Raw genomic sequence first — 20172 nt, forward strand, 5'->3', positions numbered from 1 at the left:
AGCCAGTCACCGAAGCTGCGGACGCGTGCGTTCCTTTAAGTGCACCAAGCTTGTCGATGCGCAGCATCGACAAAGCACCCAACAATGATCGTTGTGGTGTGAATGCTAGTGGATTTAAAGGAGCGCACGCGTGGTAGGAGAGCGTTCCGTAAGCCTGTGAAGGTGTCTTGTAAAGGATGCTGGAGGTATCGGAAGTGCGAATGCTGACATGAGTAGCGATAAAGGGGGTGAAAGGCCCCCTCGCCGTAAGCCCAAGGTTTCCTACGCAACGTTCATCGGCGTAGGGTGAGTCGGCCCCTAAGGCGAGGCAGAGATGCGTAGCTGATGGGAAGCAGGTTAATATTCCTGCACCGTCGTATGATGCGATGGGGGGGACGGATCGCGGAAGGTTGTCCGGGTGTTGGAAGTCCCGGTCCCTGCATTGGAGAAGGCGCTTTGGCAAATCCGGGCGCGGAATTCAAGGATGTGGGGCGAGCGGCCTAGTGCTGCGAAGCAATCGGAAGGGGTCCCAAGAAAAGCCTCTAAGCTTCAGTCATACGAGACCGTACCGCAAACCGACACAGGTGGGCGAGATGAGTATTCTAAGGCGCTTGAGAGAACTCGGGAGAAGGAACTCGGCAAATTGGTACCGTAACTTCGGGATAAGGTACGCCCTGGTAGCTTGACTGGCCTGCGCCAGAAGGGTGACGGGGTTGCAATAAAATGGTGGCTGCGACTGTTTAATAAAAACACAGCACTCTGCAAACACGAAAGTGGACGTATAGGGTGTGACGCCTGCCCGGTGCCGGAAGATTAAATGATGGGGTGCAAGCTCTTGATTGAAGTCCCGGTAAACGGCGGCCGTAACTATAACGGTCCTAAGGTAGCGAAATTCCTTGTCGGGTAAGTTCCGACCTGCACGAATGGCGTAACGATGGCCACACTGTCTCCTCCCGAGACTCAGCGAAGTTGAAGTGTTTGTGATGATGCAATCTCCCCGCGGCTAGACGGAAAGACCCCATGAACCTTTACTGCAGCTTTGCATTGGACTTTGAACCGATCTGTGTAGGATAGGTGGGAGGCTTTGAAGCGAGGACGCCAGTTCTCGTGGAGCCGTCCTTGAAATACCACCCTGGTTTGTTTGAGGTTCTAACCTAGGCCCGTGAATCCGGGTCGGGGACAGTGCATGGTAGGCAGTTTGACTGGGGCGGTCTCCTCCCAAAGTGTAACGGAGGAGTTCGAAGGTACGCTTGGTACGGTCGGACATCGTACCTAAAGTGCAATGGCAAAAGCGTGCTTAACTGCGAGACCGACAAGTCGAGCAGGTGCGAAAGCAGGACATAGTGATCCGGTGGTTCTGAATGGAAGGGCCATCGCTCAACGGATAAAAGGTACTCTGGGGATAACAGGCTGATACCGCCCAAGAGTTCATATCGACGGCGGTGTTTGGCACCTCGATGTCGGCTCATCTCATCCTGGGGCTGTAGCCGGTCCCAAGGGTATGGCTGTTCGCCATTTAAAGAGGTACGTGAGCTGGGTTTAAAACGTCGTGAGACAGTTTGGTCCCTATCTGCCGTGGGCGTTGGAATCTTGACGGGGGCTGCTCCTAGTACGAGAGGACCGGAGTGGACGTACCGCTGGTGTACCTGTTGTCTCGCCAGAGGCATCGCAGGGTAGCTATGTACGGAAGAGATAACCGCTGAAAGCATCTAAGCGGGAAACTCGCCTGAAGATGAGGATTCCCTGGAGCCTCGAGCTCCTTGAAGGGTCGTTCAAGACCAGGACGTTGATAGGCTGGGTGTGGAAGCGCAGTAATGCGTTAAGCTAACCAGTACTAATTGCCCGTAAGGCTTGATCCTATAACCAGTGCGTTTAGATCCGCTGGTGTTGCCGCACACGTGCCATACAGCACAACCCGACGCTACATCCCAATACGCCAGATTGGCCCAGCCAGTCCGGCAACCCTTTATGCCTGGTGACCATAGCAAGTCGGAACCACCCCTTCCCATCCCGAACAGGACCGTGAAACGACTTCGCGCCGATGATAGTGCGGACTACCCGTGTGAAAGTAGGTCATCGCCAGGCTCTCCATCCCCAAGACACCCCAGATCTCCCAAGGTCTGGGGTGTTTTGCTTTGTGGCGGCGGGAAAGAAGACGACAATTCGCTCCGCACCGACGTAACACCATAAAAAAAAGCGGCCACACGGGCCGCTTTCCTGCCATCTACCGCCTGATCAAGCGCCGCAGCCATGCTCCGCGGCCTTGGCCAGTTCTTCCGGCGGTACGTCGCGCACGTGCGTGGCCACCGACCAGCGATGCCCGTACGGATCCTCCAGCTGGCCGTAGCGGTCGCCCCAGAACATGTCCTGCACCGGCATCGTGACCTTCGCGCCGGCATCGACCGCGCGCGCCACCGCGGCGTCGACGTCCTCGACGTACAGATGCAGCACCACCGGCGTTCCCTTCAATGCCTTCGGGCCCAGGCTCTGCCATTCGGGCATTTCGTCGGCCATCATCACCGGCGAATTGCCGATGCGGAGCATCGCGTGCATCAGCTGGCCCTGCGGCGTAGTGAGTCGGAATTCCTCGACCGCGCCAAACGCGCGCTTGTAGAACTCGATTGCTTCCAGCGCGTTGCCGCAGACGATATGCGGCGTCAGCGTGGGCATCCCATCGGGAATCGGCTTGACTTGCGTTTGTGCCATCTTGGTTCTCCTGTGTAATCGTACTGTTCGACGTGTTCGAACTGTATTGGACCGTCTGTCTTGCGCGTGATCGCGTCGTTATTGCGATTGCGATTGCGATTGCTGTCGTTGCTGGATCGGTTCCAATTCGCGGAAGCGCTCGATGCCCTCGCTCGGCGGGAAGTCCTCGAGGTCGTACAGCTGCCGCACCTCGATCTCGCAGTGGTTGTCGTCGGTTTGCGGATTCGGAAAGCGCCGGGTCCATTCGAGCGCTTCCTCGCGCGACTTGACCTGGATGATCGTATAACCGGCGATCAGCTCCTTGGTCTCGGCGAACGGTCCGTCGGTGACGGTCCGTTGCTGGCCCTGATAGCGGATGCGCCAGCCCTTGGCGCTCGGTTGCAGGCCGGACGCATCGACCAGTACGCCGGCCTTGACCAGTTCCTCGTGATAGGCGGCCATCTCGCTGATGAGCGCCTCCTCCGGCATCACGCCGCTCTCGGTCTTTTGCGTGGCTCGGACCAGAATCATGAAGCGCATTGCGGTATCTCCTGTCGGTAGATCAGTCTAGGCGTTGCGACGCCGTTCAGGGCTGCAGTTCGAACAGCGCCTTGCCGCTCTCCACGTCGAAGGGCGCCGAGAAATGTTCGTGAGCGATCTTCCATCCGTCGCTGGTATGGCGCAGGCCGACGGTAACGCGCATCCACGAGCTCTTTTCGGTGCCGTTTTCTTCATGCCCGCAGCGCAGCAGATAGTGGCCGTAGCCAAATTGCTGATCGACGAACAGTTGCAACTGGTTCATCTCGAACACCATCGGTCCGGGACACATCTCCATGCAGGCAGCCCAGTGCTTGCCATAGGCGTCGATGCCCTTGAATTGCAGCTGCATCACGGCATCGAAGGCGACGATGTCCGCCGTGTAGTGCGACACGATGCGAGGCACGTCGCGAGCCACAGCGGCGTCTCGCCAGGCCGACAGCATGGCGCGGATCTCGTTTTCGGCGGCGGTCTGGGATTGCGGGGCGTTGCTCATCTTGAGTCTCCTGAAAGGAAAGGGCGGATAGCGGGTTGGAAATGCGAGGTCGTGGCCGAGTCCGGTCGTCACAGCGTGGGCGGCGTACTGCCCACCGCCAGCGACATCACCGGGCGCACTTCGATGCTGCCCAGCCGTGCGGCGGGAATGCCCGCCGCCGCGTGCAGCGCCTCGTGCAGGCCTTCAGCCTCGATCAGATAGAAGCCCGCCAGCTGTTCCTTGGTTTCCGCGAACGGCCCGTCGGTGAACGATACCTTGCCGGCGCGAACCCGCAGCGTGGTGGCCGTCGTCGCGCTTTCCAGCGCTTCGCCGGCCAGGTACATGCCGTCGCGCTCGAGCGTGGCGCGCAAGCGCAGGCACTGTTCCACCAGGCTGCGCCATTCCGGCTCGGGCATCGCTTGCAGGACACGCTCGTCGGTATAGATCAGGCACAGGTATTTCATCGTCGCCGCTCCTCGGAATTCGGTGGCTGTTCGGACTTCCTGTTACCTAGTCGTTCGGCGAGCGCGCCAATCGACAATGCCGCGCAAAAAAATTTACGTCCCGCTTGCGCCGGGCAATTCGCGGATCGGCCGGATCTCCACGCTGCCATGCCGCGCCGGCGGAATCTTCGAGGCGACCTGGATCGCCTCGTTCAGGTCAGCCGCCTCCATCAGATAGAAGCCGGCCAGCTGCTCCTTGGTCTCGGCGAACGGCCCGTCGGTGACGGTCACCTTGCCGTCGCGCACGCGCAGCGTCTTGGCGGTCTCGACCGGCTGCAGCGCCTCGCCGCCGATGTAGTGGCCGCTGCTGCGCACCTTGTCGCCGAAGCGCAGGCATTCGCCGACCAGCGAATCCCATTCGTCGGGCGGCATGCTGTAGACCTGCTTCTCCTGGTAATAGATCAGGCAGAGATATTTCATCTGAGGCTCCTCGGTAGTGGTGGCGTTGGCGGGTCGGAAAGCGACGCGGCAACAAAACGGCAACGAGACGGCACGGAAAATCAGCATAGACGGCGCTGGCGACGTGGCCATGACGCCGGCAGGGCCATGGCCCTGTCATTGGATAGTCGTTCGGGATCGGGCGAAATCGACAAAGGCGATCGGCAAAGGCATCGATAGAAGGATCGGCAGGGGCGATCGACGGCAGACGAGCCCGCCACCGCGGCCTTCGTACCCCGCTATTGCGGCAGCGCAGCAAGGCGGCGTTCGATAAAACGCCGCTCCGGGCCCTGCCGGACCAGTTCGAGCACGGTCCGATACGCGTCACGCGCGTCGGCGTAGCGGCCCAGCCGCCGGCACAGATCCGCCCGGGCGGCATGGGCCAGGTGGTAGTCGCCCAGATCGCCACGGGCCAGGATCGCGTCGACCAGCTGCAGTCCCGCCTCGGCACCGTCCCGCATCGCCACGGCCACCGCGCGGTTCAGTTCGACCACGGGCGAGGGTTGCAGCGCCAGCAACACGTCATAGAGCGCGACGATCTGCGGCCAGTCGGTCGAGGCGGCGCTGTCCGCTTCGGCGTGCACCGCCGAAATCGCGGCCTGCAGCGAATACGGCCCGAAGCGGCGCGACGACAGCGCCCGCTCGACCAGCGCGGTGCCCTCGGCGATCAGCGCGCGATCCCAGCGGCTGCGGTCCTGCTCGTCGAGCAGCACCAGGTCGCCGTCGGGCGAGGTGCGCGCGGCCCGGCGCGACTCGTGCAGCAGCATCAGCGCCAGCAGTCCCATGACCTCGGGCTCGGGCAGCAGCTCGAGCAGCAGCCGCGCCAGCCGGATCGCCTCGCCGGAGAGGTCGTGGCGGGTCAGCTGATCGCCGGAGCTGGCCGAATAGCCCTCGTTGAAGACCAGGTAGACCACGCGCAGCACGCTGTCGAGCCGCTCCGGCAGGTCCTTGCGGTCGGGTACCTGATAGGGAATGCGCGCATCGCGGATCTTGGCCTTGGCGCGCACGATGCGCTGGGCCAGCGTCGACGGCGCGGTCAGGAAGGCGTGGGCGATATCCTCGGTGGTCAGGCCGCAGACCTCGCGCAGCGTCAGCGCGACCTGGGCATCGGGCGCCAGCGCCGGGTGGCAGCAGGTAAAGATCAGGCGCAGCCGGTCGTCTTCCAGACAGGCGTCGTCGAAGAGTTCGTCGAAGGCGCGCGTCGCGCTCTCGTCGACGATCGCTTCCACCTGTTCGGTGACGTCGTCGAGCGGGCGGAAGCGCGCATGGCGGCGGATGCCGTCGATCGCCTTGAAGCGGCCCGCCGAGATCAGCCATGCGCAGGGGTTGGCCGGCACGCCGTCGCGCGGCCATTGCTCGAGGGCGGCTTTGAAGGCGTCGTGCAGGGCCTCCTCAGCCAGGTCGAAGTCGCCCAGCAGGCGGATCAGCGTGGCCAGCACGCGGCGCGATTCGGCGCGATAGATCGCGCCGACGGTGGCCTCCGACGCCGCGGGGGCGTATTTTTCGGACGGTGCGGCGGGAGTGTCGGACGGTGCGGCGATGGGATCTGGCATCGGTCGTTGTCGGCGAAGCCGCCGCGGACCGCGGCTGGCGGGCGTGCGCTGGCGCACGGGCATGCCGATTCTGCGGCGGATGAGTGCCGATGGCAAGGCGAGCGGGGCCGTTGTAACAAAGTGCCAGAGGCAGGGCGGCGCGCCCGGGAAGCACCAGTCGAACAAGGTGTGCCGGTGACCCGGATGGAACGGCAATCCGGCTCCATTCGGACACCTATCGTGTTCAAACCGCGCGGGCATGGCTCGTGCTTGATATGGCGGCCGCGCGCCGAGCCGAGCGCGCGCGAAAACGAGGAGACGCGAAGCCATGGAACGAATCCGGCGCGATTGGCGCGACCATCCTGTCCGGCTGCTGCTCGGCCTGACCATCAACGGCGGCGGCCTGGCGGTGCTGCTGACCCGGCTGATTGCCGATGTCTGAACGGCGGCTCCGGCGCGGCCGGCATGGGAGGCGCCATGCCGCCTGACACGACCCCGCCGCCGGACGCCGGCGCGCAGGCCGCGGCGCCGCTCGGCACCTGGCGCCGCCCGCCGGGCGGCAAGCTGCATTGGCGCCGTCTGCTGGCCTTCCTCGGGCCCGGCTATCTCGTCGCGGTCGGCTATATGGACCCCGGCAACTGGGCCACCGACCTCGCCGCCGGCTCGGGCTACGGCTACGCGCTGCTGTGGATCGTGCTGATGTCCAGCCTGATCGCGATGCTGCTGCAGACGCTGGCGGCGCGGCTCGGCGTGGTGTCCGGCATGGATCTGGCGCAGGCCTGCCGGCAGCATTCGAGCAAGCGCTCGGCGCTGGCGCAATGGCTGCTGTGCGAGCTGGCGATCTGCGCCACCGACCTGGCCGAGGTCATCGGCACCGCGATCGCGCTGAACCTGCTGTTCGGCATTCCGTTGACCTGGGGCGTGGCCGCGACGGTGCTCGACGTGCTGCTGATCCTCGCGCTGCAGCAGCGCGGCTACCGGCAACTGGAGGCGGTGGTCATCGCGCTGCTCGCCGTGGTCTTTCTCTGTTTCGCGATCAACCTGGTACTTGTGCAGCCGCAATGGGGCGAGGTCGCGCGCGGCTTCGTGCCGAGCACGCGGGTGCTGACCGACAACAACATGCTGTACATCGCGATCGGCATCGTTGGCGCGACCGTGATGCCGCATAACCTGTATCTGCATTCGTCGATGGTGGGGCCGCAGCGGATCCGGCGCGGACACGAGAGTATCGGCACCACGCTCGCGTATTACACCGTCGACATCATGCTGGCGCTGGTGATCGCCTTCTTCATCAACGCGGCCATCCTGGTGACCGCCGGCGCGGTGTTCCATACCGGCGGCATGCACGAGGTCAACGATCTGCGCGCCGCCTACCAGCTGCTCGGGCCGCTGACCGGCACCGCGGTCGCCAGCGTGCTGTTCGGCGTCGCGCTGCTCGCGTCGGGACAAAGCTCCGCGGTGACGGCGACGCTCGCCGGGCAGATCGTGATGGAGGGCTTCGTCAAGCTGCGGCTGCCGGCGTGGGCGCGGCGGCTGCTGACGCGCGGCATCGCGGTGGTGCCGGCGATGTTCGTCGCGCTGGCTTACGGCGAAGCGGGCATCGGCCAGTTACTGGTGCTCAGTCAGGTCATCCTGAGCCTGCAATTGCCGTTCGCGGTGGTGCCGCTGATCTGGCTGACCAGCCGCCGCTCCGTGATGGGGGCCTATGTCAACAAGCCCTGGGTCACGGTGCTCGCGGTGATCGCGGTGACGCTGATCATCGGCATGAACGTGACGCTGCTGGCGACGACCGTGTTGCCGTAGCCGGCGGGACAAGACGCGCCGCAGTCGCGCGCGCCGCAGCCTTCATAAAAAGAGGCGGCCATTGCGGCCGCCTCGTCCTTCATCGTTAAGCCTCCCGGCGAACCGGCGCTCAAGCCTTGCCCGGCGGCACCTTGGGCGACCCCGGTGCCGCGCCGCCGCTCGCGCCCGGCGCGCCAGTGTCGGTCGGCAGCTCGGCCTCATCGACGCTGCCCAAATCCGCGCCCGTCACCGGATCGCTGTTGACGTCCGACTCGGTGCGCATCGCTGCCGCTTCCACCGCGCTGGCCTGGGTGGGCTCGAGCTGGACTTCCGGCATGCCGCTGCCGCCGTCCACCGCCGGCGGCGGATTTTCGACGAACTCGAAGGTCGAATCGGCATTCCACGGACCGCGCAGCGCATCGCCCTGCGACATCTTGTAGTAGACGCTGGCGAACTCCGGCATCGGCGGCGCCTTGCCCGGCGGGAAGCTGGGCTGGATCGAATACAGCGCCTTCTCGAACGACTTCTGGTGCGACACCTCGCGGGTCATCAGAAAGCCCAGGGCTTCCTGCACGCCCGGGTCGTCGGTGACGTTGATCAGCCGCTCGTAGATGATCTTGGCGCGCGCCTCGGCCGCGATATTGGAGCGCAGGTCCGCGGTCGGCTCGCCGATCGTGTCGATATAGGCCGCGGTCCAGGGCACGCCGGCGGAATTGGTCAGCGGCGGGCCGCCGCCGTACAGCAGCTGGGTCACGTGGCTGTCGTTGCCGGGGCCGGACAGCGAGCGATAGAGCTCCGCTTCCTGCTCGACGCCCTCGGCAAGCTGGCCCTTGGCTCCCTTGTTGAGCATCGCGACGATCGAGCCGATGACCTCCAGATGGCTCAGTTCTTCGGTCGCGATATCCAGCAGCATGTCCTTGCGGCCCGGATCGTCCTCGGCCAGGGCCTGCGTGAAATAGCGAATTGCGGCCGCCAACTCGCCCTGCGGACCGCCGAACTGCTCCAGCAACAGATTGGCCAGACCGGGATCGGGCCGTGATACGCGTACGGTGTACTGCAATCGTTTGTTGTGCATGAACATGGGGATCCTCCGATCTCGGTCAACGGAACTCAAGCAGGGACTCAAGCGGTACTTCATGCCGCATGGGCGTGGGTTGCGCTGCAATGCCCATGCCCGGCGTAGCGATCGGCGGGGAACCAACGCGCTCGTGGTGTCTGCCGCCGGACGCGCCGGCGCGAAATCGGAGAAGGAGCGGCGCCTATCGTAGTTGGCGTGCGGTGAAATTAGGCAAACGTGTAAAACTTTCGCTCATCGGGCGAAGCCGTCGGAAGGTTGTCGCAAGCGTGCAACGCGCCTCGCGCAGGGCCAACCACGTTCAACGCCAACCCGTTCAGCGCGCGGCCTGCGTCACCGGCAATGCCTTCAGATGGAGATAGAGCGCGGTCAGGTCGGTGTCGCTCATCTTGTTCAGGCTTTCGAACGGCATCACCTTGCTGACCTCGGTGCCGTCCGGCCGCACCCCGCTGCGCATCATCTCGATAAAGCGCTCCGGCGTGCGGTAGCGCAGCATCACGGCGCCCGGGCGCAGGTCGGCAGCCGGGGGCCAGTCCGGCGGCGCGCCGGGAATCTTGCCGCCGGCCAGGTCGGCCCCATGGCAGCCGATGCAGGCATTGGCGACATAGGCGCCATACGCGGCGGTCGGCGCCGGCTGCAGCGGCGGCGACGGCGGGCGGGTGTGGTCGATCTTGGCGGCGGCATCCTGGATCATGCCGAAGCCGTACAGCACGCGTGCCATCAGCGGCAGGCGGATCTCGGTCATCCCGCTGAGCAGCGGCGGCAGGCTGCGCATATAGGCGACCAGCGCTGACAGGTCTTCGTCGCTGAGCTGGTTGTAGTCCTCGCTCGGCATGATCAGCAGCGGCCGGCCCGATGGCGCGACGCCGTGACGGATCGCCAGGACCCAGTCGCGTTCGCGGTAGCGGGCGATATCGGGATTGCCGGCGGTCACGTTGGGCGTGCGCACGAACATGCCGGACGGGTCGTTGATCATCACGCGGCCGCGGCCGTCGGCGCCGTGGCATTCCATGCAGCCGCGCGACTCGTAGAGATACTTGCCGCGCGCCAGCGCTTGCGCGTCATCGCGATAGGCGACGGGGACCGCGGGCACGTGCACCTGCCGTTCGGCCTTGCGTTCACCGAGCAGAATGCCGGCCGCCAGGACCAGGCCCGCGGCGACTATCAGCCCGGCGATCGTCCAACCCGCAATACGGATCACGCGCTTCATCGTCGCCCCTGTCGATGCGGAAAAGGCGATTTTGCAGCGATGCCGATGGTCCCGGTATGTGCGTGAGCGCACCGAGAGCGATGCGGGCGCGATAGGCCGTGCGGCGCGTGACGTGATGCAAAAGCGAAAACCAGTTGGTTTCAGCGGTAGCGGCTTTGCGGTCAGCGGGCAAAGATGGCAACCCCCATGTCCTGAAGGAGTTGCCATGCCGTTTGTTTCATTCATCCCCGCCCAGCGGCCCATCGACATCCAGCCGCCCCTGCCGCAGGCGAAGTCCCCCGACCAGCGCTACTCGATGTCCCCGCAGGATGCCGCCGATGTGCTGCTGATGAACCTGCTGTTCGCCAACCTGAATGCCAACGCGTTCGCGCCGCGGGCAGCCGCACCGCTCCAGATCAATGCGATTGTGCTCGTGGACAATGCCGGCAGGCTGTCGGCGGCCATCGTGGTCCTGTGGCCGGCGCGTGATGCCGAACCCGAACCGCAGCGCCGCGACGACCGGCAAAGCGAGCGCGTGAGGCAGCAGCGTCATCGCCCGGAACCCGCCCACAACGCGCCGCCGCCGCATGGCCCGGAATCCGCGTACAGCGAGCCGCCGCCGCATGGACCGGAATTCACGCACAGCGCGCCGCCGCCGCAGAAGCCCGCCGCTCCCGCCAACCCTTACGCGCCCGACGGATGGAGCTATGACCGTCTGCCGCACGAAATCCTTGGGTTGGCTGCCGGCGAGACCGATCTGGCGAAAATCGGCAAGGCCTTCCGGGCGGCATCGCTGAAGGCGCATCCCGACAAGGGCGGTAGTCAGGAGGCGATGCAGGCCGTCGCCGCGGCGCGGGAGTTCATGCAGGCCCGGGCCGAAGAGGCCGCCGCCGGCTCGGCTGCCCAGTAAAGCTGCCCACCGGGCTGCACAGCAAGCTACCCGATAAGCTGCCCGATAAGCTCCCCACCAAGCGGTAGAGAGCCCAGGCGCCCACCGGCGCCAACAACTGGCCCGTCCGGCGCAATACGCGGACGGGCCAGTTTCCCTTTCAGGTCACCTGCGTTCAATCCACCTGCGTTCAATCCACCTGCGCACCGGATGCCTTGACGATGCGCGCCCACTTGTCGATATCGCCCTTGAGCTGCGTGGCGAACTGCTGCGGCGTGGCCGACAGCGCTTCGGCGCCTTGCGCACCGAGCTTCTCGCGCAGCGCCGGGTCGGCCAGCGCGGCCTGCATGGTCTGGGCAAGCTTCTGCGTGATCTCCTTCGGCGTTCCCTTGACGGCGAACAGGCCGACCCACAGATCGCCGCTATAACCGGGCACCGTCTCGCCGATGGCCGGGATGTCCGGCGCGAACGGAGAGCGCTTGGCCGAGCTGACCCCCAGCGCGCGGACCTTGCCCGCCTTGATGTGCGGCAACACCGAGGGCAGGCTGGCGAACGCCATCGGTACCTGGTTGCCCAGCACATCGTTGAGGGCCGGCGCCACGCCCTTGTAGGGAACATGTTCCAGCTGGATGCCGGCCATGCTGTTCAGCATTTCGCCGAGCAGATGGTTCAGCGTGCCGTTGCCGGCCGACGCAAAACGATACTGGCCGGGCCTGGCCTTCGCCATCGCGAGCAATTCGGGCAGCGTCTTCGCCGGGAAGGCGGGATTGACCACCAGCACGTTCGGCACGGTCGCGACCAGCGCGATCGGCTCGAAGTCCTTGATCGGATCGAATGGAACCTGGCGGTACAGCGACGGGTTGATCGCCTGCGTGCTGCTGATGGTCATCAGCAGCGTGTAGCCGTTCGGCGTCGCGCGGGCCGCGAACTGCGTGCCGATATTGCCGCCGGCGCCGGGCCGGTTCTCGACCACGACCTGCTGGCCGAGCCGTTGCGACAGGTCGGCCGCCACCAGCCGGGCCACGATATCGTTGGTCCCGCCCGGTGCCTGCGGCACGATCATCTGAATCGGCTTGCTGGGCCAGTTGTCGGCCTTGGCCGGCGTCGCGCCGAGCAATGCCACCGCGGATACGACGCAGGCCAGCGCCTGGCGAATGCCTTGCATGAGATCTCCTCCTTGTTGTCGCGCTACTTGTCGCGCTGCTTGTCGCGCTGCTTGTCGCGGTGTTCGCGCGTTGTTGTCACGTAGGCGGGTCGCGGCGGCGAATGCCATCGACCCATTCAATGCGCGAGCGACTTTACCGAAGGAGGGCCCCGGCGGGAAATTCAATCTGCGACTACGGCCATAAGCGCGGCTTATCGCGGCTTATCGCGGCTCATCGCGGCTCATCGCCGCGGATGGTCGGCCTGGCGGCGGACCCTATTTCTCCAGGAAGGGCAACGCACGTTCCAGCAGGGCAACGGGCGCTTCCTCGGCAATGTAGTGCCCGCACGGCAACGGTCCGCCGTCGACATCCTCCGCCACTCGTTGCCATTCCTGCAGCGGCTGGAAGCAGCGATGGACCACGCCCTGTTCGCCCCACAGCACCAGCAGCGGCATCGTCATCCGCTTGCCGGCCTCGCGGTCGGCGCGGTCGTGCTCGAGATCGATGCCGGCCGCGGCGCGATAGTCCTCGCAGACGCCATGCGCGGCGCCGGGCAGGGCCGCGCAGCGCTCGTATTCGCGCAGCGCGCGGGGGATCGAAGGGACTCAGCCCGGCGCTGCGGCCGCCCATCAGGTCGCGGATATAGCGCGACGGATCGGCCTCGATCAGCCTCTCGGGCAGGGGCGCCGGCTGGATCAGGAAGAACCAGTGCCAGTACGCGCGGGCGAAGGCTTCGGTGGTCTGCTCGTACATCGCCAGCGTCGGCGCGATATCGAGCAGCACCATGCGCTCGACCGCGTCGGGATGGTCCATGCCGAGCCGATGGGCCACGCGCGCGCCGCGGTCGTGCGCCAGCACGCGAAAGCGATCGAAGCCCAGCGACCGCATCACGCGCAGGGCGTCGCGCGCCATCGTGCGCTTGCTGTAGTTGCCGTGGTCGCCGGTGCCGGCCGGCTTGGACGAATCGCCGTAGCCGCGCAGGTCGCAGGCCACCACGGTGAAGCGCTGCGCCAGCGTCGGCGCGACCTTGTGCCAGATCGCATGCGTCTGCGGATGGCCATGCAGCAGCAACAGCGGCGGCCCGTCGCCGCCGACGACGGCATGGATCCTGACTTCGCTGTCGGTCTCGACGTCGATGCTGCGGAATTGCGGAAAGAGGGGATGGTCCACGGCGCGATCTCCGAACGGGAATCGCGCCATTCTAGTGCGTCAGCACCGGGGCATGGGCGCCTGCCAGGCAACACAAGGCTAACTGGCAGGAAATAACGGCCGCCCCCCGCCGGCAAAACGGCGCCGCCGTGCCGCGCCCGGCCGCAGCCGAGCCACAGGCTCAGCCTCAGCCTCAGCCTCAGCCTCAGCCTCAGCGTCAGTCGCAGCGTCAGTCGCAGCCACTGCCGAGCCGCAGCTGCAGCCCTAGCCGCAGGAGCAGCCGCTGCCGCGCGCCAGCCGCCGCAGCCGCGCCATCAGGCCGCCAGCACCTCCGAATTGACCAGCCGCAGTGTCTGCGGATGCGTCAGCGGAATCTCCGCCGCGCGCAGCCGCTTCAGGATGTCGAACAGCAGATCGCTCTTGGTGCCGCCGGCAATGCGCGGGCTGGAGACGAAGCCGGTCACCGTCAGCGTGATGCCGTTCGGCGCCAGCTGGCTGAAGGTCACCGACGGGGCGGGATGCTCGAGGATCGCCTGGTTGTCGGCGTAGGCGGCGAGCAGCATGTCGCGCACCTCCTCCGGATCGATGTTCAGCGGGAAGGTCAGCGTCAGCGAGGCCACGCCCAGCGTGCTGTTGTTCATCGTGACATTGCGCACGCTCTGCGAGATCAGCTGCGAGTTGGGCACGATCATCGTCGAGCGGTCGCCCAGCTGGATCTCGGTGGCGCGCACGCTGATGCGCCGGATATCGCCCTCGACGCCGCCGATATTGACCATGTCGCCGACCTTGACCGGCCGCTCGGTCAGCAGGATCAGCCCCGAGATGAAGTTCTTGACGATCTCCTGCAGCCCGAAGCCGATGCCGACCGACAGCGCGCTGACGATCCAGGCCAGGTTGTCCCAGCGCACGCCCAGCAGCGACAGCGTCATCAGCACCAGCAGCACGTAGCCGATATTGCTGAACAGCGTCACCAGCGACGCGCGCATGCCGGGCTCCATGCCGGTCTTGGGCAGCAGGTCCGCGTCGAGCCAGCGGCGCACCGAGCGCAGGATATAGACGCCCACGCCGGTGGCGATCACCGCGTTCAGGATGCGCTCCGGCATGATGTTCATCGCCCGCAGCCGCTCGCCGCCCAGCACCATCAGCAGGCTGTCGAGCAGGTCCTTGGGCGTGGTGCCGAAGCCGCCGGTCAGCAGCGCGATCACCGCCAGCAGCAACAGCAGGCTCGAGCCCAGCCCCGACAGCACGGTCGACACCTGATCGAGATGGCTGTCGCCGAGCCCGAACAGCTGCTTGATGATGCGGCCGCTCGAATAGTTGACCGAGAACAGGCTCTCGCAGGCATCGCGCGTCAGCTTGGTCAGCAGATACAGGCTGCACAGCACGATGTCGAACCAGACGATCTCGTAGGTCAGGAAGCGTGCGAAGGTGATATAGCCGGTCAGCAGGGCCACCAGCGTCACCACGATGGTTGCGGTCAGGCCGGCCAGCACGATGCCGGTCAGCGTCGAGCCGCTGCCGGGCCGCTCCCCGGCGGCGACCAGTGCGGCCCGCACGCGGTTGGCGCGCAGCAGCGCGGCGCCGATCGTCAGCGTGACCACCAGCGAGACCAGGCCGCGTCCGAACAGCGTGACCTGGACGCTGGTATCGATGGTCCGGTTCAGCTGCTCGATGGTGCCGGCCAGCAACAGCAGGCCCGCCAGCACGATGGGGGAAGGGCCGCAGCGCGCGGGCGATGTCGTCGTGCAGCGACGGCAGGCGCCAGGTCGGATGGCGCGTGCACAGCAGGGCCCGGCCCAGGCCGGCGATCAGCGCGCTGGTCATCGTCAGCTTGATCAGCTCGTCGGCCAGGTCGCGCATCGGCTCGGACAGCTCGTAGTCGCGCGTGAAAGCGAACAGCACGATGCGCACCGCCAGCGCCGTCGTCAGCACCGTGGCCAGCGCGGTCGACAGCGCCAGCGCGCTGCGCCGCAGCCGATGCTCCGGCAGCCGGTGCAGGCAAACCCAGGCCATGCCGCGCTCGATCAGCCGGCGGCCCAGCGACCAGATGGCGAAGGCCAGCGCCAGCAGCATCACCGTGCCGGTCCGGTGCTCGGCGTCCCACGCCTGTTTGGCCATCGGCGCGACCAGCGCGCGCAGCGATTCGAAGCGCTGCCGGTCCTGCGGGCTCGGGTTCAGGGCCGGCATCCAGAAGTCGCCGCTCAGGATGCTGTTGGAGCGCAGGGCGACCTGGTCCTTCAGATGGCCGCGCTGCAGCTTGCCGATCTGATCGGCCAGATTGCCGAGGCTTTCCTTGTCTTCTTCGGCCTTCTTCAACTGCTCGTCGAGCGACTTGGCGCGCCCGTTCAGGTCGGCGCGCTGGCGGACGACGGCGGGCGCCTCCGACGCGCTGCCGTCGGCCGGCGGCGGGCCCAGCAGATCGATCTGTGCCTGCACCTTGGCGCGCTCGGCCACCAGCGTGCCGGTCAGCGTGTCGACGTCCGCCAGCAGCCGGTGCACGGCGTCGTCGAGCTCGGTCAGCTGGTTGCCGGTGGTGTCCTTGGAGGCCTGCTGCTTGATGCGGTCCTGCTCGGTCTGCAGCCGTTTCAACTCCGCGCTGGCCGCGGCGGCGGAGAACGGGGCGGCGGGCTTGTCCTCGGCCTGGGACGCTTCGTCCGCGCCAAAGGCCGCGGGCGCCGCGGCGGGTAACAGATGCAAAAGACGATCAGCAGCAGGCTGAACGCCATTCCGGGAAAACGACGCATGAGGGGGAGCACCTTTCGAGCCGGCGCCTGCGGGCGCCGGACGTTGCCGTGGAGTCATCCGATGCGTGCCGGGCGTCGCGCCATGCCGCGTGGAAATGGGCAGGGCCATGACGGGCGTCGCAGCCAACGCGAGTGGACGCCGCCGGCACCGGAAAGCCCGGAATTATACATACGTCGGCGAACGCGATTTCAAAAGTGGCTAATTAGCCGCTATCGTGTCGCGACATCGAGCTTGGCAGCCGTCGCCGAATCCCCGTCACCAATTCGCCGTCGCCGGGGTCGCCGTCGCACTATCTCGGCCGGAAGCGCTCCACGACCTCCAGCAGGCGATCGCAGGGAAGCCGCGACCCGCTTCGGCGGCGCGGTCGCAATGCCGAGCAACAGTCCGGACTTCGCCCGCGCGGCGGACGCATACCAGACCGACAGCGGCGAGGGCGCGATGCCGAAGCTCGCCGTTTCCTTCACGATCGACACGTCGTCGGTGCCGTCCGGCAGCCGCAGCAGCACGGCCAGCCCGGTTGGATCCGCCGCCGCGCCGACGCGCGGACGCAGGCAGGCCAGCAGCCCATCGCGCTGCGACGCATAGAGCCGCTTGGTGCGCCGCAGGTGCCGCAGGTAGTGGCCCTCGTGCATGAACTCCGCGGTGGCCAGCTGGATCGACGGCGCCGGTGCGGGCGCGAGGCACGCCGCCATCTCGGCGATCCGGGGCACCAGCGACGGCGGCGCGACTACGAAGCCCAGGCGCAGTGCCGGGCTGATGGTCTTGCTGAACGAGCCGATATGAATCACGCGTCCGGCGCGGTCCAGCGAGGCGAGGGGCTGGCGCCGCCCGGCCCTCGAGCCGCAGCTCGCTGAGGTAGTCGTCTTCGATGACCCAGGCGCCTTGCGCCGCAGCCCAATCGAGCAGTTGCAGGCGCCGCGGCAGCGACAGCGTGCCGCCGAGCGGAGCCTGTTGCCCGGGCGTCAGCACCACCAGCGCCGCATCGGGGGCGTGCCTCAGGCCGTAGCCGACATCGATGCCGTCGCCGTCCACCGGCATCGGCACCGGCGACAACCCCGCCAGCTCCAGCCCGCGACGCGTGTACGGAAACCCCGGGTCCTCGGTCCACACCCTGCGTCCGTTGAGGCCGAGCCCCCGAAGCGCCAGCCCAAGCCCGCCGGCGAATCCGCCGGTGATCAGGATCTGCGAGGGAGAACACTGGATGCCGCGTGCGATGGCGAGATAGGCGGCGATTTCTCGCCGCAGCGCCGGCTCGCCGCGCGGGTCGGGATAGAGCGAGGCGGCGCCGAGCTCCGCGCGGGCCGCGTAGGCGCGCACCCGCGAGAACAGCCGGGCGGGCAGGCTTTCCTGCGCGGGCACGCCCATCTGGAAGATCGCCGGCCCGGCCATGAATTCCAGATACTTGTCCATGAACGAGCCGGGATCGGGCGGCTCGTCGGCGCCGGCGCGCAGCGCGGGACGTTCGGCGACCCGGGTGCCGTTGGCGCGCGATGCCACGACCAACTGCGCGTCGGCCAGCTTTTCATAGGCCGTCTTGACGGTGCCGCGCGCGACGCCGAGCTGGGTGGCAAGGTCCTGCCAGGACGGCAGCCGCGCGCCGGGTGCCAGCACGCCGTTTTCGATGGCGGTGGTGATGCCGCAGCGGATCTGTTCGGCCAGCGGCGTCCGGGCGGTCCGGTCCAGGGAGAGGTGCAGGGGCTGCGTCATGGCTGGGTCATGGTGTGGTCATCGGGCACGGGCACCGGCACGTTAACGCCGGCCGGCCTGGTACAAAAAAATCGATGATTCTTGGTTCTTTTATTTGTACCAGTGCAAGACCAGAATGGGAACACCCATCTGGAGAGCCTCATGAACATTCGATCCGTGATTGGCGTTGCCTGCGCCGCAACTTATGCCGCCGCCGCCATCGCCTGGGCCATGCCGGCCTTCGGCCACGCAGCCGGGGAAAAGGTCACCCCCAATTTCAATCAACCGATCCCCAACATCCCGGGCAAGTCGCTGGTCGCCCTCGTGGTCGACTACGCGCCTGGCGCCGCTTCGCCCTCGCACGTGCATGCGAAATCCGCGTTCATCTACGGCTACGTCGTCTCGGGCGCCATCGAGTCGCAGGTCAACGACGGACCGAAACGCGTCTACCGTGCCGGCGAGAGCTTCAGCGAGTCGCCCGGCTCGCGCCATCCGGTCAGCCGCAATGCCAGCACGACGAAGCCGGCCAAGCTGCTGGCCGTGTTCGTCGTCGACACCGACGACAAGGAACTGACCACCCCTGTCCATTCCTCCGCGAAGAAGGAGTCCATGCAATGAGAAAACGTCTCGACTACAACCAGATTGCGCCCGCCGGCATGAAGGCCCTGGGCGGCGCCTACGGCTACGTGATGCAGTCCAACCTGTCGCCGGTGCTGGTCGATCTGGTCTACCTGCGCGTGTCGCAGATCAACAATTGCGCCTACTGCCTCGACATGCATACCCGCGACCTGCTGAAGAAGGGCGTGAAGGTCGAAAAGCTCGCACTGGTCCAGGCCTGGGCCGAGGCCGGCGATCTGTTCGACGAGCGCGAGCGTGCCGCGCTGGCGTGGGCCGAATCCGTGACGCGCGTGGCGCAGACCGGCGTGCCGGACGCCGACTACCAGGCGGCCAGGGCGGTCTTCGACGAACGGGAGCTGGTGGACCTGACAATCGCGATCGGCGTGATGAACCTGTACAACCGCATGGCGATCAGCTTCCGCAATACGCCGCAGGCCGCGCTGGCGCAGTAGCGGACGATCCTGTTGCAGGATCCGTAGAAGGAGCCAGGGAGAGCGGGCGGTATCGCGCCCGCTTCGCCCGGCAACGCCGCGTTTATTCCACCTCGCCGTCGTCGGTGTCGCCGACCTTGGCGTCCTGCTCGTGGCGCATCGCCGCGGCGGTCAGCGTCGTCGCCACCGGCGGGGCGGACTCCTTGCGCTCGCTGTAGCGGTCGGTCAGGTAGTCCGAGCGGTCGCGCGTCAGCAGCGTGAACTTGACCAGTTCCTCCATCACGTCGACCACGCGGTCGTAATACGACGACGGCTTCATGCGGCCATTCGCGTCGAATTCCTGATACGCCTTCGGTACCGACGACTGGTTCGGGATCGTGATCATCCGCATCCAGCGGCCGAGCACGCGCAGCGCATTCACGGCGTTGAACGACTGCGACCCGCCGCAGACCTGCATCACCGCCAGCGTGCGGCCCTGCGTCGGCCGAATGCCGCCGCTCTCCAGCGGCAGCCAGTCGATCTGGTTCTTGAAGACGGCAGTGAGCGTGCCGTGCCGCTCCGGGCTGCACCAGACCTGTCCCTCGGACCATTCCGACAATTTGCGCAGCTCGGCCACCTTGGGGTGGTCCGCCGGCACGCTGTCGGCGATCGGCAGTTCGTGCGGATCGAACACACGCGTCTCCGCGCCGAGGCGCTGGAGGATCCGTTCCGCCTCCAGCGTCAGCAGCCGGCTGTACGAAGTCGCCCGCAGCGAGCCGTAGAGCAGCAGGATGCGCGGCGGGTGGGTGCTGGTCTTCGCCGGTTCCAGCTTGTGCAGATCGGGGACGTCGAGCAGCGACGGCACGACGTTGGGCAGGTCGGCGCTCATCGGACCACCCTGCGGCCATCGGCGTCGATGACCAGCTCGCCGTCTTCCTTGGCAAACGGGCCTTGCTGCGGCGAGGGCAGGATGTCGAGCACCACCTCCGACGGCCGGCACAGCCGTACGCCGAGCGCGGTGACGACGAACGGCCGATTGATCAGGATCGGATGCGCCATCATCGCGTCGAGCAGCTGGTCGTCGCTCAGCGACGGGTCGTCCAGGCCCAGATCGGCATAGGGCGTGCCTTTTTCGCGAAGGGCTTCGCGCACGCGCAAGCCGGCCTGCCGGATCATGCCTTCGAGCTCGCCGCGGGTCGGCGGCGTCTTCAGGTACTCGATGACCGTCGGTTCGATGCCGGCGTTGCGAATCATCGCCAGCGTGTTGCGGGACGTGCCGCAGGCGGGGTTGTGGTAGATCGTGACGGTGGACATAACAGTGGGCATGGCAGCGGA

15 protein-coding genes, 2 rRNA genes and 3 pseudogenes (1 of these 20 only partly in view) are annotated in these 20172 nt (G+C 66.4%); 6 read left to right on the forward strand and 14 right to left on the reverse strand.

The features are described from left to right. Both OJJOAM_RS00865 and rrf read left to right on the forward strand, forming a co-directional pair. Window positions 1–1838, forward strand: a 23S ribosomal RNA gene (locus OJJOAM_RS00865); it begins 1139 nt to the left of the window's first position. 112 nt (window positions 1839–1950) lie between these two features. Continuing rightward, window positions 1951–2064 (forward strand): 5S ribosomal RNA (gene rrf, locus OJJOAM_RS00870). A 150-nt stretch (window positions 2065–2214) separates the two neighbouring features. Here rrf and OJJOAM_RS00875 read toward each other — a convergent pair. From OJJOAM_RS00875 to OJJOAM_RS00900, 6 genes are all read right to left on the reverse strand, one after another. Next, window positions 2215–2685: a VOC family protein gene (locus OJJOAM_RS00875; protein WP_422648580.1), complete on the reverse strand. Its 471-nt coding sequence runs from the start codon at window positions 2683–2685 to the stop codon at window positions 2215–2217. Between the two features lie 78 nt (window positions 2686–2763). Further along, window positions 2764–3204: a YciI family protein gene (locus tag OJJOAM_RS00880; protein ID WP_422648581.1), complete on the reverse strand. Its 441-nt coding sequence runs from the start codon at window positions 3202–3204 to the stop codon at window positions 2764–2766. Window positions 3205–3250: 46 nt separating this feature from the next. Further along, window positions 3251–3769, reverse strand: a complete 519-nt coding sequence (locus tag OJJOAM_RS00885) for a YybH family protein (RefSeq protein ID WP_422648582.1) — start codon at window positions 3767–3769, stop codon at window positions 3251–3253. After that, the gene (locus OJJOAM_RS00890; RefSeq protein WP_422648583.1) at window positions 3766–4140 is read right to left on the reverse strand and encodes a YciI family protein; all 375 of its coding nucleotides are present in this window, start codon (window positions 4138–4140) and stop codon (window positions 3766–3768) included. The genes OJJOAM_RS00885 and OJJOAM_RS00890 overlap by 4 nt, the downstream gene beginning before the upstream one ends. Window positions 4141–4233: 93 nt before the next feature. Beyond that, window positions 4234–4599 (reverse strand): YciI family protein, encoded by a 366-nt coding sequence (locus OJJOAM_RS00895; RefSeq protein ID WP_149320218.1) that lies wholly within the window; start codon window positions 4597–4599, stop codon window positions 4234–4236. A gap of 257 nt (window positions 4600–4856) precedes the next feature. Beyond that, window positions 4857–6170 (reverse strand): RNA polymerase sigma factor, encoded by a 1314-nt coding sequence (locus tag OJJOAM_RS00900; protein ID WP_422648584.1) that lies wholly within the window; start codon window positions 6168–6170, stop codon window positions 4857–4859. Between the two features lie 456 nt (window positions 6171–6626). On the opposite strand from OJJOAM_RS00900, the gene OJJOAM_RS00905 reads away from it, so the two are divergent. Beyond that, the gene (locus tag OJJOAM_RS00905; protein WP_422648585.1) at window positions 6627–7952 is read left to right on the forward strand and encodes an Nramp family divalent metal transporter; all 1326 of its coding nucleotides are present in this window, start codon (window positions 6627–6629) and stop codon (window positions 7950–7952) included. Window positions 7953–8061: 109 nt separating this feature from the next. On the opposite strand, the gene OJJOAM_RS00910 is transcribed toward OJJOAM_RS00905, so the two are convergent. Beyond that, window positions 8062–9012 (reverse strand): manganese catalase family protein, encoded by a 951-nt coding sequence (locus tag OJJOAM_RS00910; protein WP_422648586.1) that lies wholly within the window; start codon window positions 9010–9012, stop codon window positions 8062–8064. A 310-nt stretch (window positions 9013–9322) separates the two neighbouring features. Continuing rightward, on the reverse strand, window positions 9323–10216 hold the full coding sequence (locus OJJOAM_RS00915) for a c-type cytochrome (RefSeq protein WP_422648587.1): 894 nt from the start codon (window positions 10214–10216) through the stop codon (window positions 9323–9325). A gap of 205 nt (window positions 10217–10421) precedes the next feature. Here OJJOAM_RS00915 and OJJOAM_RS00920 point away from each other — a divergent pair, with 205 nt between their 5' ends. Continuing rightward, the gene (locus tag OJJOAM_RS00920) at window positions 10422–11105 is read left to right on the forward strand and encodes a hypothetical protein (protein ID WP_422648588.1); all 684 of its coding nucleotides are present in this window, start codon (window positions 10422–10424) and stop codon (window positions 11103–11105) included. Between the two features lie 169 nt (window positions 11106–11274). On the opposite strand, the gene OJJOAM_RS00925 is transcribed toward OJJOAM_RS00920, so the two are convergent. From OJJOAM_RS00925 to OJJOAM_RS00940, 4 genes and pseudogenes are all read right to left on the reverse strand, one after another. Continuing rightward, window positions 11275–12249, reverse strand: coding sequence for a Bug family tripartite tricarboxylate transporter substrate binding protein (locus tag OJJOAM_RS00925; protein WP_422648589.1), 975 nt, complete (start codon window positions 12247–12249; stop codon window positions 11275–11277). Between the two features lie 255 nt (window positions 12250–12504). Then, window positions 12505–13429: pseudogene (locus tag OJJOAM_RS00930) on the reverse strand (alpha/beta fold hydrolase). Window positions 13430–13692: 263 nt separating this feature from the next. Further along, a pseudogene (locus tag OJJOAM_RS00935) lies at window positions 13693–16180 on the reverse strand (DUF3772 domain-containing protein). A gap of 232 nt (window positions 16181–16412) precedes the next feature. After that, a pseudogene (locus tag OJJOAM_RS00940) lies at window positions 16413–17830 on the reverse strand (PLP-dependent aminotransferase family protein). 141 nt (window positions 17831–17971) lie between these two features. Between OJJOAM_RS00940 and OJJOAM_RS00945 the strand changes: the two are divergent. Beyond that, complete coding sequence (locus tag OJJOAM_RS00945) at window positions 17972–18427, forward strand: cupin domain-containing protein (protein WP_422649449.1); 456 nt, start codon at window positions 17972–17974, stop codon at window positions 18425–18427. Next, a complete protein-coding gene (locus OJJOAM_RS00950; RefSeq protein WP_422648590.1) occupies window positions 18424–18879 on the forward strand; it encodes a carboxymuconolactone decarboxylase family protein in 456 nt (151 codons plus the stop codon). Before OJJOAM_RS00945 ends, OJJOAM_RS00950 begins: the two co-directional genes overlap by 4 nt. A gap of 82 nt (window positions 18880–18961) precedes the next feature. On the opposite strand, the gene arsH is transcribed toward OJJOAM_RS00950, so the two are convergent. Both arsH and arsC read right to left on the reverse strand, forming a co-directional pair. After that, window positions 18962–19726 carry an arsenical resistance protein ArsH gene (gene arsH / locus OJJOAM_RS00955; RefSeq protein ID WP_422648591.1) on the reverse strand — a complete coding sequence of 255 codons (765 nt, stop codon included), beginning with the start codon at window positions 19724–19726 and terminating at the stop codon, window positions 18962–18964. Beyond that, complete coding sequence (arsC, locus tag OJJOAM_RS00960) at window positions 19723–20151, reverse strand: arsenate reductase (glutaredoxin) (protein WP_422649450.1); 429 nt, start codon at window positions 20149–20151, stop codon at window positions 19723–19725. Before arsC ends, arsH begins: the two co-directional genes overlap by 4 nt. Window positions 20152–20172 lie beyond the last annotated feature (21 nt).

The sequence above is a fragment of the Cupriavidus sp. H18C1 genome (assembly GCF_049311595.1).
In the GTDB taxonomy this organism is placed as follows: Bacteria; Pseudomonadota; Gammaproteobacteria; order Burkholderiales; family Burkholderiaceae; genus Cupriavidus; species Cupriavidus cauae.